Raw genomic sequence first — 13,755 nt, forward strand, 5'->3', positions numbered from 1 at the left:
ATTCTTCTATTTCGCTTCTTGCTGAGTATGGTGCAAAACCATGCTTGGCATCACTGTGCCACAATGTAAACACTTGACCATGGTGTTTTGCCGTCTAGACACAGGGAACAAGGCAATAAAAAATAAGGAAAAATATTGTCGTTGCTGTCTGAGTTCATAGTTACTGCAGGTGCGGCAAACGGGGCATTTAAATTGCTTTTTTTCGACTACTTTGGTTTTAGGTCCCACACCAAAAATAAAAAACATGACACAACCTCAACTGATCAATTCACTTTGAGCATAACTGAATTTTAAGTTTTATAAATAATAGCCGTGTAAAGTTGTACCTGTAGGAATACGTGAAAGATCCCATTGTTGAATGGCTTGTGCGAGCATCCGTGCAGGCGTGTCTAATTCGACAGCAACCTGATTTAATGCGCTTAAGGCGGCCTGTAGTAACTTTGGCGCTTGGGCTAAATCTAAAGCTTGTGCCAAGTTCTGTTTAGACAGTTTTTGCCCTTGCGCATTCATGGCTAAAGGCAGGTGCGTGTATGTGAGTTGAGGGTAGCCTAACAGTTGTCCCAAATAGATTTGACGTGCGGTGTTGTCGAGTAAATCTGCACCACGAACCACATGGGTAATGCCTTGCAAATAATCATCCACCACTACTGCCAATTGATAATTGATAATGCCATCACGCCGTTTCAGGACAAAATCGCTCAAGTCTTGTGCAAGGTTGGAACATTGTTTTCCTTGCAAGCGGTCTTGAAAGCAAATTTCTTGGTCTGTGACTTTGACCCGAATCGCTTGATTGGTAAAATCTAAGCCTAAATTGCGGCAAGTCCCTGCATAAATATGATTGGAGCCAAGCATTTTACGGGTGCATTGACAGGCATAGACCAAGCCGCGTTGCTGCAATTGTTGTAATACGGCTGCATAGAGATCAAGTCGATCTTTCTGGAAAATAATTTCGGCATCGGGTTCAAATTGAAAGGCATCTATACAGCGCAAGATATGGCTTTCACTGCCTGGGTAGATGCGTGGAATGTCCGTATCTTCAATACGTACCAACCAAGTGCCGTGCTGAGCTTTGGCATCGCAATAACTGGCAACGGCAGTGATAAGAGAGCCAAAATGCAAAGGGCCAGTTGGCGATGGTGCGAACCGACCTGAGTAGCGTGTCAGCGAAATATGATCTCGCTGACGCGTATGCTCCGCTAAGGAATTTTCAACAGTCACAATTAACCGTTATTTTGCTTCTCTTTGATCTCTGCAAAAGTTTTACAGTCAATACATAGTGTTGCCGTTGGACGTGCTTCTAAGCGACGCAAACCGATTTCGATACCGCAAGTTTCACAGAAACCATAATCATCGTTTTTAATCGCTTCAATAGATTGTTCAATTTTACGAATCAATTTACGTTCACGGTCACGAGTACGTAATTCAATCGCAAATTCTTCTTCTTGTGTCGCGCGGTCATTCACATCAGGCAAAGCTGTATTTTCGTCTTGCATGGTGTTGAGTGTACGATCTACTTCTGACATTAACTCTTCTTTCCACGCCATGAGAATTTGACGGAAATGTTCGAGTTGTCCTTCAGACATGTATTCTTCATTCTTTTTCGGCTGATAAGGTGCAATACCAAATAAGCTAGCTGTAGAACCACCCTCTAAAGCCTTTGGCTTCGCCTTACGCACGCGTTTTGTAGCTTTTTCTTCTACAAGATCTGTTTGTTCGTCCAAGACTTGATTTAGGTTGTCATTCGCCATGTAGGACATTCCTCATCATATGCGTAAGATTCATACGCGAAAAATATGGTGATATGCAAGTGTTTTTATCCACTCCCTCAGAAAGAATTCTTTCTTCGGGGGACGTCATCATATAGACTTTTTTTGATTATGGATAGTCTTTGATGTTTGGATGTGTTATCGCATTTTTTGTTGAAGGCATAAAGTAAAGCAAAAAAAATAAAATGGAAAGTTAATAACCTGAAATTTCAAAATTTATTTGTTGTTCGAAATGTTCAACCCGATGCACTTGGGTGCTATAACTGCCATCTGCATTCAAATGTAACACACGGTAACCTGGTGCTTCAGGTCCAAGCGCAAAGTGCTGGCTATGCGGTTTAAATTGCACACAGGTTGAAGGCGTAGAGTAAAACTGAATCCCTTGCCATTCATTGAGTGAGTCTTGATGAACATGCCCGCACAGTAACAATTTGACGTTGTTGTGTCGTGCCAAGACATCAATTAAGGATTCGGTATTTTTAAGTTTATGCTGATCAATCCAGTGGGACTGCATATCAAAAGGGTGGTGATGACAGGCAATAATTACCTGCTGATGGGCATGTTGCTGTAAAAGCTGATCTAATTGTTGCAATTGTGCTGCATCCATCCAACCATCGATCCGACCTTTGACCGCAGTATTGAGTAAAATGACACTCCAATTACCCAACTCAATTGCATGAACTTCATTGGACTGTAAATGAAATGGAAAAATTGCTATATCATCATGATTACCCGGAATCTGGAAATGCGGTGTATTTAAAGTCTGCATAAACTGCAAATAACGCTGATAGGTTTCAGTAACGGGTATTTGTGCTAAATCGCCCGTATGGAAAATAGCATCAAGCCGCGGGTATTGCTGTTGAATATCATGCATCACCGCATGAAAGCTACGTTCAGGATTCATATGCACAAACTCTAAATCTTCCTGATTCATGAGGTGCGTATCGGAAATTTGTACAATGGTCCAGCGTTGCTGCTGATTGTTTGAGATTAAAGTCATGCCTGACCCCTTAGACATCCTTTACGGTTTTAATTTGTTGTTGTAACCATTGCAATGCCATGATGACAGGTGCATTTTTTAGCCGACCATTGGTTAGCAAGTTTGGAATTTCCCGATAATCAATAATGTGTAATTGAATGTTTTCTCCTTCATCAGGCATACCAAACACGCCACCTTCCTGTGGTAAGGTGGTGTTCGCACTATATAAGTGGAACAATTCTGCGCATGCCCCTGCAGATGGATAAAAACTGAATAAATGTTGTAATTCTTTTAACTCGCAGCCCGATTCTTCTAAAGCTTCACGACGAATACAGCTTTCAGGTGATTCATCACCATCTAGCACCCCTGCAATCACTTCAAGTTGCCAAGGTGAGTCGTGATCATCAATTGCACCAATGCGGAATTGTTCAATTAGGGCAAATTTTTGTTGTGCTGCATCATAAATGAGTACCCCAGCCGCTTCAGGACGTTGAATGAGTTCACGCTGAAGGACTGGGGTATATGTGGTTTGATTAAACAAGCGATGACTCAGGCTGACTTTTTCAACCTGAATAAAACCACGATACAGGTATTCACGCTGGTGAATCTGTGCATCGTGTTGTCCATAAGTTGCTTGTTGAATAATCTTCATAAATTCTCATCAGGATGAGCAAAGCATAATTTCATCCTAACTGAGATTTTATTGAATACAAACGCTTTTTAAACAAATTAGAGCTTATGGTACAATTTTTGACCATGTTCCTGATAAGCGGTTTTCATGGCTTTGAGACCTGATTCGACCTCTGCATCCACTTGCTCCGTTTTGTTCGCAGCATTTTGATTTTGTGCATAATCTCTCACGTTTTGCGTGATTTTCATCGAACAGAACTTCGGTCCACACATCGAACAGAAGTGTGCAGATTTATGCGCTTCTTTCGGCATAGTTTCATCATGCATGCTGCGTGCAGTATCTGGGTCAAGGCTCAGGTTAAACTGATCTTCCCAGCGGAATTCAAAACGTGCTTTAGATAGGGCATTGTCACGGGCTTGTGCACCTGGATGACCTTTGGCAAGGTCAGCCGCGTGGGCTGCAATCTTATAGGTGATGATGCCGTCTTTGACGTCTTTTTTGTTTGGTAAGCCCAAATGTTCTTTCGGTGTCACATAGCACAGCATTGCTGTGCCGTACCAACCAATCATCGCTGCACCAATTGCAGAAGTAATATGGTCATAACCCGGTGCAATATCAGTGGTTAATGGGCCGAGTGTATAGAATGGTGCTTCTTTACAGACTTCAAGTTGCAAGTCCATATTTTCTTTGACCATGTGCATTGGCACGTGACCCGGACCTTCAATCATCACTTGCACATCATGTTCCCAAGCGCGGTGAGTCAATTCACCCAAAGTCCGCAGTTCGCTGAATTGTGCTTCGTCGTTGGCATCTTGAATACACCCCGGACGTAAACCATCACCCAAGCTGAACGATACATCGTAAGCTTTCATGATTTCGCATATTTCATCAAAGTGCGTGTAGAGGAAGTTTTCTTCATGATGCGCCAAACACCACTGCGCCATGATTGAACCGCCACGCGATACAATACCTGTTAAGCGATTGGCTGTGAGTGGTACATAACGCAATAACACACCTGCGTGAATGGTGAAGTAATCTACACCTTGTTCAGCTTGTTCAATCAGGGTGTCTTTAAAGATTTCCCAAGTCAGGTCTTCAGCAACACCGTTTACTTTTTCTAAGGCCTGATAAATAGGAACAGTACCAATTGGTACAGGTGAATTACGGATAATCCATTCACGGGTTTCATGGATGTTCTTACCTGTCGATAAGTCCATGATGGTATCTGCGCCCCAACGGGTCGCCCAAGTCATTTTTGCGACTTCTTCATCAATACTTGAACCCAGTGCCGAGTTACCAATATTGGCATTGATTTTTACCAAGAAATTGCGACCAATAATCATGGGTTCACATTCTGGATGGTTAATGTTGGCAGGAATAATTGCACGACCTTCTGCCACTTCCTGACGTACAAATTCAGGCGTGATTTCAGTGAGGTTTTTAGCCCCAAAGTTTTGCCCTGGGTGCTGACGCATATCGACACCTTCGCGTTGGCGTTGGTTTTCACGAATCGCGATATATTCCATTTCTGGAGTGATGATGCCTTGTTTGGCATAGTGCATTTGGGTGACGTTTTTACCCGCTTTGGCACGGCGCGGCTTTTGAATATGGGCAAAACGAATCTCTGCAGTTCGGATATCGCGTAAACGCTCTTGCCCAAATACAGAGCTGAGGGTTTCTAGTTTTTCGGTGTCTTCACGCTCTTCAATCCATCTTTCGCGAACGTTTGGCAAACCTTTGTTTAGATCAATTTCAACATTAGGATCGGTGTATACACCTGAAGTGTCATACACCATAAGTGGTGGATTGTGCTCACCGCCTAAACCTGTTGGGGTGTCGGTCAGTTCAATTTCACGCATTGGTACCTGAATGTCTGGGCGTGAGCCTTGAATATAGACTTTTTTTGATGCAGGCAAAATACGGGTTAAATCTTTGGCATCTTGCTCGTGTTGAGCAGAAATGTCAGCAGGGGATAGATTCGTTAATTGGTTCATTGCAATGATCCTGAAGAATGAAATCAACGAATCAAGCACGACCAAAAACATTGCAATTGAGTGGTTGAAACTTTTACAGCTCAACATTAACCGTTTGGCGAGGTTTTTAGGTGGCTTGATTCCTACGCAGGTTTTAACCTGATCAGGTTCAACGGTACTTGAGTTTAAATCTGTGTTGCAGGCCACTGAGCAAGCAACAAAGAATGGACACAATCTCAGCGAGGAATTACTCGCGCTCCGTCAAGCTGTATAAATAGTAGCACGTTGTCGGTATAAAAGCAGACTTCACGTGGCTTTTATTCTCTAGCACTTCCTGACAAGGCTTTGAGGCTTGAGTGACTTTGGACAATTAACGAGTAATGCAAATGGCGTCGCTAAAGCAATCACGTTTAGCATCGATTGAGATATTTTTTAAATTTAAATATTGATTCAACTGTGCATGGACCAAGGCATAATCACCGTAATCACGCTGTTCACGTGCAGTGGGCTGTACTGCAATTTCAGTGAGTCGTTGTTCACTGCTCATGTGTATAAAAGCAAGAAATTTACGCGCTTGTTCTGCTAAGGGTGATTTTTGCAACTTTACCAGTTTTTTAACTTCAAATAATACGGCGGGTTGGATACTGGATTCATCGACATAGTCCTGTGAAACAGGATTATTGATTGTGCCTTTAAACAGCAGCATGGCATACACTTTGGCTAGGTAACGTGCATCGCGTATAAAGTGACTTTTAGGATAACGCTGCACGTAATCTTCCCAAAATAAGGCGCGTTCAGCCAAATCGGTAGCATCAAGGGTGAGCCCACCATCACGCAAACTATGCTGCATATTGTCTTTAGCCATTCTTTCAATAAAAATCTGCTCGGCATCGGGCATGTACGGGGCAAAAATAATGGCTAAATATTGCGGGCTACGGCGATAAACCTGTTGTGCTTCACCAGCATCGTATAGCTCTAAATAGGCTTGTCCTTTGTGTTTCAATAAATATTGATCGCGCAAAGCAAAGTTTTCAAAATGACTTTGCTGAATGGTCGGATGCTGTGCCATATCAAAAGCATGTTGATCAAAAGCTGCTTGTTCTGCAGCGCTGCGTTCCACATGCAAAAAACGCTGATACATTTGGGTCGAAAGATTAAGCAAATTTAATTGCTCATTTAAAGGCAGCAAGGGTAGGCAGACTTTTAAATCCTGATTGATTTGTTCTAGCGCAAACGTGGTGCGAGTATTGTCAATTTGCTGCATATTGTGCTGAATGTTTTCACACATTTGGGTCAAATCTACAGGTTCGCTAGCACTGGTCTCTACCTTTGGTGGTTCAGGTACGGGAGGTGTATCTGAATTTTGGCAAGCGAGCAAACACAGACAACTCCCAAGCAGCAGGGCAAGTTTACTGGCGTGAAGAAATTTAACCATTACAGCAATTCAACATGAGTATTCATTCATCATCTAGTACCTTCATTTCAGGCACAATGGATTCCAAAAATTCAAAATGAGTCATTCATACCAAAATTCTAAATTTCAAATATTCTCTGCGAAGCACACAGTTTTAGAAACTTGGATCGAAGGACGAAGGGAGAGCTTGTATTGTAAAGTCAAAGCCACGGAGTAAATTGTAGTATTCTGCTAGAGTTTGGTTACATGCCTGTGAGTAAGTACCACTTTATGCAGCGATTGTTAGTATGTGTATGGCTTTGCTTAGGTATTGCAATGAATTGAAATAATATGAAAAATTTTCAAATTAATGAAAATCATACGAAAAAAATGCAAATTCGCTTTAGTATGGGCGGTGTAAAAATACATTGCAGTAGGATTGATGAATTTACACAGTGGGTCGATCGAATAATAATGAAAAAAATGATGTTAGTGACATGCTTATGTTGGATGAGTTCAAGCGCTTTTGCTTTGGATTTAATGCAAGCCTATCAGCGTGCTCAAAATAGCGATCCGACTTGGCGCGCACAGCAATTACAATATCAGGCCGATCAATTAAATTTAGGGCTTGCGCAAGGCAATTTACTGCCAACTGTGACTCTGTCGGGCAATATCACCCGTAAAAGTCAGGAAATGAGTCGAGTCAATATTGCCAGTTCCTCGCCAGAGCTTTTAAGCAGTTCATCTTCAACTTCACGTCAAGTCGCGTTAACAGCACGTCAGCCTTTATTCCGTTGGGATGCTTGGCAAGCTCTAAAACAAGTCAAAACCTCGTTAAGCCTGAGTGAAGTCACGTTACGTTTACAACAACAGCAACATATTTTGAGTGTATCAGAAGCGTATTTTAACGTACTGCGACAACAGTCTTTAACTGCAGCATATTTACAAGAAGAACATGCCTTACTCGAACAGCTCAATATGATGAATGCCAAACTGCGCGAGGGTTTGGTTGCGAAAAGTGAAGTTAGTGAAGCCAATGCACAGTATCAAAATGCACGGGCAAACCGGATTGCCACACATGTGCAGTTGGTTTTGGCACAAGAGCAGTTGGCACAATTGATTGGACCGTACCACGAAAGTTTGGCGGTTTTGCGTGATGACTTTCAATTTCAAAAACCTGTGCCTGAAAGTTTAGAGGCATGGTCACAATTGGCACAAACTCAAAATTTGGCCATTCAGCAGGCACGTTTACAGCGACAATATGCCGAAGATGCACGTCGAGTTGAGCAAGCAGCACGTTATCCGCAGGTAGAAGCTGTGGGCAGTTATGGTTATGCCAAGCAAAGCCCTGAAAGTATCATGTCGCCCGATGGTCAGTTCGATCAGGTCGGGATTGAAATGAACTGGAATGTGTTTAGCGGTGGGCGGGTCAATAAAAATGTGCAAAAGGCAGCAGTTTTGGTACAAAAGTCTGAAGCTGAATTAGATGCTGCGATTCGTAAAGCCAATACCGATGTGAAACAGGCGTATTTACAAGTCGAAACCGATCAAGCCAAATTGCAGGCGCGGCAAGCTGCAATGAATTCTGCAGATTTGGTGGCACGAGCATCCAAAGCGCAATATCAGGAAGGTTTAAAGACCATGGTAGATGTACTGTTGGCACAACGTAACGCCTTTTCTGCCAAACAGGATTATCTCAATGCGCAATATGATTATTTAAAGCATGTGCTACAGCTAAAAGCAGCAGTTGGGCAGTTGACCGAACAAGATATACAGGAAATGAATGCTTGGTTGATTCAGAAAGCCATATAAAATCATTTTGTCATCTGTATCAGGTATGTTGTATAAAGACGGAAACGATCAGACTTGAGAGTTTGGTGAGAAAATGTCATAAAAGCGTCATCATTGCTATGCTTTAATATTCAATTATTGCGTCAGTCTATCCTTTTGTTGTGGAGTGTATTCCTTGAGTACGAATAATCCTGTGTTAAGTCACCATATTTCTTCTCAGTTCAATGAAGATTTGCAGGATGTAAATACCAAATTTATGACCATGGGTGGTTTGGTAGAGCAGCAGGTTGCCAACTCGATTCATGCACTCTTGGATACCGATGCAGCTTTGGCGGTAGAAGTTCAGTTCCAAGATAATGCTGTCAACCGCATGGAAACCGAAATTGATGAAGCCTTAACATTAATTTTGGCGCGCCGTCATCCTGCCGCAATTGATTTGCGTATGGTGATTGCCATGTCTAAAGCCAATACTGACTTAGAGCGTATTGGTGATGAAGCTGCAAAAATTGCCCGTATTGCTCAAAACTTATGTGAAGAAGGCGGTTCACCACGTGGCTATATGGAAACACGTCATATTGGTAACCAGGTGCGTGTCATGATTCATGATGCACTAGATGCTTTTGCGCGTTTAGATGTCGATCAAGCACTACGTGTTTTACTTGCCGATGCTGATATTGATCGTGAATATCAATCTGCAACACGTACCCTGATGACCTATATGATTGAAGATCCACGACATATTTCACGTGTGATTAATGTGATGTGGGTTTTACGTTCATTAGAGCGTATTGGTGACCACGCACGAAATATTTCAGAGCAAGTGATTTATATGGTGAAAGGTTTGGACGTACGTCATACCAGCGTTAAAGAAATTGAAGAAAAAGTACAGGAACGCTAAGTACAGTTTTTTTGAATATTCAGCCTCATCGGACGATGGGGCTTTTTTTTGCTTAAATTATTCTTCTAGATTTTGGGTGATCTTTAAGATTTGAAACTGCCTGAATTTTGGATAAAAAAATCTCAGACTTTGGGGGAAATCTGAGATTGAAATCGAGAATATTTATTATAGCGAGAGATCCTTGCTTATCTTCTCAAAATAAGTATAGAAAAATCACACGCAAGAATCATGTGGTATATTGTAGTGGAATGTAGCGTTTTATGTACAAATGTATTTTGGAATTACATTGTTATTCGTGTGATTTATTTTTTATGATTTTATTTGAAATCATCGCCTAAGCCACTATTTTTAGGGCTTAAAAATGTAAATGTTCATCTTTAAAAAATCAGCAACAGCTTTCATTTTTTGAATCTTCTTTCAGTTGTTTTGCTGCATGGCAGTAGGTCATGCAAAAAAAGGCATAAAAAAGAGCCTTCGTGAAGACTCTTCTTTGGTATTAGTGCGTGATCTCAGTATCGCATGATGCAAGTGCAAATACTGGTTTGGAATTAGTTTTGAGGTTTTAAACCTTCAGCGACTTCTAAGCTAGCATCATTGTTCAGGAATTTTTCACGCTGTTCTTCAAGAAACTTTTTCGCATCGGCCTCAAACACATTTAAACGCTTTTCGTTAATGAGTGTAGTTTGGTGTTTGAGCCATTCTTGCCATGCCTGCTTAGACACGGTTTCAAACAGTTCTTGACCTTTTGCACCTGGAAATGGTGCAAAATCCATCGCATCCATTTCCTTTTGATATTTACGACAAAACACTTGTTTAGACATAGCGACTTCCCGGTTAGGCATAAAGTTGGGCAAGACGTGCTTGAGCACGTTCAATTGCTGCAGCGACTTGTGCAGGTGCAGTACCACCAATATGATCACGTGCATTTACAGAAGCTTCAAGGGTTAAGGCTTTTTCAAATACATCGGCTTGAATCAAGTCAGAGAATTGTTGTAATTGCGCTAAGCTCAGTTCAGACAGGTCTTTACCTTCTTGAACACCCAAGGCTACGGCTTTACCTACAATTTCATGCGCATCACGGAAGGCTACGCCATTTTTCACCAAGTAATCTGCAAGGTCGGTTGCGGTAGAGAAACCACGCAATGCTGCTTCACGCATTTCTGCAATATTCGGTACTAAGGCAGGAATCATGTCGGCAAATGCCATGAGCGAGCCGCGTACAGTATCAATTGCATCAAACAATGGTTCTTTGTCTTCTTGGTTGTCTTTGTTGTAGGCAAGCGGTTGACCTTTCATCAGGGTCAATAGACTCATTAAATCACCATAAACACGACCTGTTTTACCACGCACCAATTCAGGCACGTCTGGGTTTTTCTTCTGCGGCATAATAGATGAGCCAGTGCAGAAACGGTCGGGAATATTCACAAATTTAAACTGTGCCGATGTCCACAAAATCAATTCTTCAGACATGCGCGACAAGTGCATCATAATTAAAGATGCAGCGGCGTTAAACTCAATTCCGAAATCACGGTCAGATACGGCATCTAACGAGTTTTCAGATACAGCTTCAAAGCCCAATAATTCTGCGGTAAAAGCGCGGTCAATTGGGTAAGTAGTCCCTGCTAAAGCAGCAGAGCCTAAAGGCATGCGATTAACACGCTTACGGCAGTCAATTAAACGCTCAGAGTCACGTACCAGCATTTCAAACCACGCCATAAGGTGATGACCAAAAGTCACAGGCTGTGCGGTTTGTAAATGGGTGAAACCAGGCATAATGGTATGGGTGTTTTTGGCTGCCAAGCTCAAAATGCCGTGTTGTAATTTTTTTAATAATTCTAAAATGGCATCAATTTCGTCACGGACATACAAACGAATATCGGTTGCTACTTGGTCGTTACGGCTACGACCTGTATGTAATTTTTTACCTGTAATGCCAATACGCTGAGTAAGACGTGATTCGATGTTCATGTGGACATCTTCAAGATCAATACGCCATTCAAATTGACCTGCTTCAATTTCAGCCTGAATGGTATTTAAACCTTGAATAATATCGTCACGCTCTTCAGTTGTAAGTACGCCTACTTTGGCAAGCATCGTTGCATGCGCAATTGAGCCAGCAATATCTTGTTTATAAAAGCGTTGGTCAAATTGAACAGATGCTGTAAATTCAGCAACAAAAGCATCAGTCGCTTCAGAGAAACGACCGCCCCACATACCCGAAGTTTGGGCTTGTGACGGATTTGAGGAATTAGAAGATGTGGTCATATCGGCTCAATAAAGTAAAAAGCGGTGATTTGGACAAGAGTATAACAAATTCAGATTCACTTGCCGAAGAACAAGCCAATCAAACTTATGCTGATACGCAGGCAGAACAACATGAGCTGTATTTTTTTACGAAAATAGGACGTTGGCAATATCTAATTGAATTATTTATTGGCAGTAATGCCTTGGCGATGGTCTTGGCATTGGCTGAAGCTCAAGGTTGGCACGGCTTAAGTTTTGCTCGGGTGCTGCAATACGTGCTTTACATCAATTGGGTGGTGTTATGTTTTGCGGCCTTGGTGGAATTTTTTCAAGCACGTTTTTTACGCATGGGCTTGAGTTTATCTTTTTTGGTCAGCTTTTTGCTGCTGCAAGGCATCGTGTTGCTGACCACACTCAGTTTAAATACATTGTTGCATTTTGGGCAAAAATTTCATCTACAACAATTTGGTATAGATGATCTGTTACATGGTGTCGGACTGCATTTGAGTTATGGTGTATTATTGGGCGCATTTTGCTTTCGGTATATTTATGTACGTGAACAGGCAATTCAGCAACAGCACAGTGAATTACAAGCGCGGGTACATGCCATGCAGGCGCGTATTCATCCACATTTTTTATTCAATAGTTTAAATAATGTGATTAGTCTCATTGCCATAGATCCCGATAAAGCCGAGCAAATGCTGCTCAATTTATCACGTTTATTTCGTGCCAGTTTGCAAGAATTAAAACTGGTAAGCCTGAAAGATGAAATTGAACTTTGTCAGCGATATTTAGATATAGAACAAATTCGTTTAGGTGAACGACTGACCGTAGAATGGAAAATTGAACAACCGCAACTGCTCAGTCAGGTACAAATTCCCTTATTAACTTTACAACCCTTGTTAGAAAATAGTATTTTTCATGGAGTTGAAAAAGTTTTAGCAAAGAGTACGATAAGTATATTGATCGAAATATTGCAAAACCAAGTCAATATTGTCATTACAAATCCGTATGTCAGCGATAAAATAAATTTAAGACAAGGACACGGTATTGCGCTACAAAACGTGAAACAGCGTTTACAGGCTTATTATGGACGAAGTGTCACTTTTCAAAGTTATGCAGGGAAAGGTATGTACACAACGGTATTGCAATATCGCTATAAATAAAAATTGTGATTGTTCAAATTTTTCTTAACTTGATAAAAATAAAGTATTCAAATCATAAGGAGGGGAAATGGACATCCTAATTTGTGATGATGAGCCTCTAGCAAGAGAGCGATTATCACGTTTGGTCACTCAATTGGGGCATCATGTAGTAGCAACGGCAGCTCATGGGCAACAGGCGATTGAACTGGCAGATGAACATCAGCCGGATGTCATATTATTAGATATTCAAATGCCGGGAATGGATGGTTTAAGTTGCGCTCAACATTTGCGTGAGCTTGACCCAACGCCAGCCATTGTGTTTTGTACCGCCTACGATCAACATGCACTTGAGGCATTTAAGTCCCATGCGGAAGGCTATTTGTTAAAACCTATTATGCAACAGGAATTGCAACAGGTTTTAGATCATTTAAAAAAACTCACGCAAGCGCAGATGAGTCATTTAAAACAAAAAGAAAATATGGACGAATTAAAAATAAAACGTCACCAAATTGCTGCGAAAACCTATCGTGGTGTAGAGTTGGTGCCTCTAGAAAATATCTATTATTTTTTAGCCGATCAGAAATATGTCACGGTGCGTCATAAAAATGGCAGTGTCTTGATTGATGAAACGCTGAAAGATTTAGAAAGCGAATTTGGTGATCAATTTATTCGCATTCACCGAAATGCTTTGGTCTCGATTCAGTTTTTGGAGGGGCTAGAAGTGGTCAATTCAGGACAGTATCAGGTGCGTTGCCGCGAGCTAGATGAGCGTTTGGCTGTTAGTCGACGACATTTACCTTTATTGCGAGAACGCATCCAAAAACTCTAATTGATCATTCTCATCGCAGATGAATACGCAACAGATTGATAAATCAGTAAAGAAATAGGCTTGCATTTTTAGGGGATCAGGTTAAGTTTAGATGAACTTATTTATC

Annotated in this window: 14 protein-coding genes and 1 riboswitch; of the genes, 5 read left to right on the plus strand and 9 right to left on the minus strand. The window is 41.5% G+C overall.

Annotated features, from left to right (window positions below; translation table 11 throughout):
* Nucleotides 1-6: 6 nt before the first annotated feature.
* The 6 genes from K1T76_RS01090 to thiC form a co-directional block, all read right to left on the minus strand.
* On the minus strand, nt 7-246 hold the full coding sequence (locus tag K1T76_RS01090) for a zinc-ribbon domain-containing protein (RefSeq protein WP_230243883.1): 240 nt from the start codon (nt 244-246) through the stop codon (nt 7-9).
* A gap of 51 nt (nt 247-297) precedes the next feature.
* On the minus strand, nt 298-1,218 hold the full coding sequence (gene gluQRS / locus K1T76_RS01095; protein ID WP_230243885.1) for a tRNA glutamyl-Q(34) synthetase GluQRS: 921 nt from the start codon (nt 1,216-1,218) through the stop codon (nt 298-300).
* 2 nt (nt 1,219-1,220) lie between these two features.
* The gene (dksA, locus tag K1T76_RS01100) at nt 1,221-1,748 is read right to left on the minus strand and encodes an RNA polymerase-binding protein DksA (RefSeq protein ID WP_019838128.1); all 528 of its coding nucleotides are present in this window, start codon (nt 1,746-1,748) and stop codon (nt 1,221-1,223) included.
* Nucleotides 1,749-1,959: 211 nt separating this feature from the next.
* The gene (gene cpdA, locus K1T76_RS01105) at nt 1,960-2,766 is read right to left on the minus strand and encodes a 3',5'-cyclic-AMP phosphodiesterase (RefSeq protein WP_019838127.1); all 807 of its coding nucleotides are present in this window, start codon (nt 2,764-2,766) and stop codon (nt 1,960-1,962) included.
* A gap of 10 nt (nt 2,767-2,776) precedes the next feature.
* A complete protein-coding gene (locus K1T76_RS01110; protein WP_019838126.1) occupies nt 2,777-3,397 on the minus strand; it encodes an NUDIX domain-containing protein in 621 nt (206 codons plus the stop codon).
* 77 nt (nt 3,398-3,474) lie between these two features.
* Nucleotides 3,475-5,370 (minus strand): phosphomethylpyrimidine synthase ThiC, encoded by a 1,896-nt coding sequence (thiC, locus tag K1T76_RS01115; RefSeq protein ID WP_230243886.1) that lies wholly within the window; start codon nt 5,368-5,370, stop codon nt 3,475-3,477.
* 4 nt (nt 5,371-5,374) lie between these two features.
* On the opposite strand from thiC, the gene K1T76_RS01120 reads away from it, so the two are divergent.
* Nucleotides 5,375-5,512, plus strand: coding sequence for a hypothetical protein (locus K1T76_RS01120; protein WP_019838124.1), 138 nt, complete (start codon nt 5,375-5,377; stop codon nt 5,510-5,512).
* Nucleotides 5,473-5,620: riboswitch (TPP riboswitch) on the minus strand. (Overlaps the previous gene by 40 nt.)
* A gap of 99 nt (nt 5,621-5,719) precedes the next feature.
* Here the strand turns inward: K1T76_RS01120 and K1T76_RS01125 are convergent.
* Entirely contained in the window at nt 5,720-6,784 is a 1,065-nt protein-coding gene (locus K1T76_RS01125; RefSeq protein ID WP_019838123.1) for a hypothetical protein, read from the minus strand.
* A gap of 432 nt (nt 6,785-7,216) precedes the next feature.
* Between K1T76_RS01125 and K1T76_RS01130 the strand changes: the two genes are divergently transcribed.
* Together K1T76_RS01130 and phoU are read left to right on the plus strand one after the other, a co-directional pair.
* Nucleotides 7,217-8,554, plus strand: a complete 1,338-nt coding sequence (locus tag K1T76_RS01130) for a TolC family outer membrane protein (RefSeq protein WP_026438237.1) — start codon at nt 7,217-7,219, stop codon at nt 8,552-8,554.
* 154 nt (nt 8,555-8,708) lie between these two features.
* Nucleotides 8,709-9,431, plus strand: a complete 723-nt coding sequence (gene phoU, locus K1T76_RS01135; protein ID WP_019838121.1) for a phosphate signaling complex protein PhoU — start codon at nt 8,709-8,711, stop codon at nt 9,429-9,431.
* A gap of 548 nt (nt 9,432-9,979) precedes the next feature.
* Here phoU and K1T76_RS01140 read toward each other — a convergent pair.
* Complete coding sequence (locus K1T76_RS01140) at nt 9,980-10,252, minus strand: oxidative damage protection protein (RefSeq protein ID WP_026438236.1); 273 nt, start codon at nt 10,250-10,252, stop codon at nt 9,980-9,982.
* 13 nt (nt 10,253-10,265) lie between these two features.
* Nucleotides 10,266-11,696, minus strand: a complete 1,431-nt coding sequence (gene argH, locus K1T76_RS01145) for an argininosuccinate lyase (protein WP_171257432.1) — start codon at nt 11,694-11,696, stop codon at nt 10,266-10,268.
* Here argH and K1T76_RS01150 point away from each other — a divergent pair.
* Nucleotides 11,687-12,841 carry a sensor histidine kinase gene (locus K1T76_RS01150; protein WP_019838118.1) on the plus strand — a complete coding sequence of 385 codons (1,155 nt, stop codon included), beginning with the start codon at nt 11,687-11,689 and terminating at the stop codon, nt 12,839-12,841. The two genes, argH and K1T76_RS01150, sit on opposite strands and share 10 nt — an antisense overlap.
* Before the next feature lie 67 nt (nt 12,842-12,908).
* Nucleotides 12,909-13,649, plus strand: coding sequence for a LytR/AlgR family response regulator transcription factor (locus K1T76_RS01155; protein ID WP_230243887.1), 741 nt, complete (start codon nt 12,909-12,911; stop codon nt 13,647-13,649).
* The last annotated feature ends 106 nt before the right edge of the window (nt 13,650-13,755 follow it).

Source organism: Acinetobacter sp. PW68 (assembly GCF_020982655.1).
In the GTDB taxonomy this organism is placed as follows: domain Bacteria; phylum Pseudomonadota; class Gammaproteobacteria; order Pseudomonadales; family Moraxellaceae; genus Acinetobacter; species Acinetobacter towneri_A.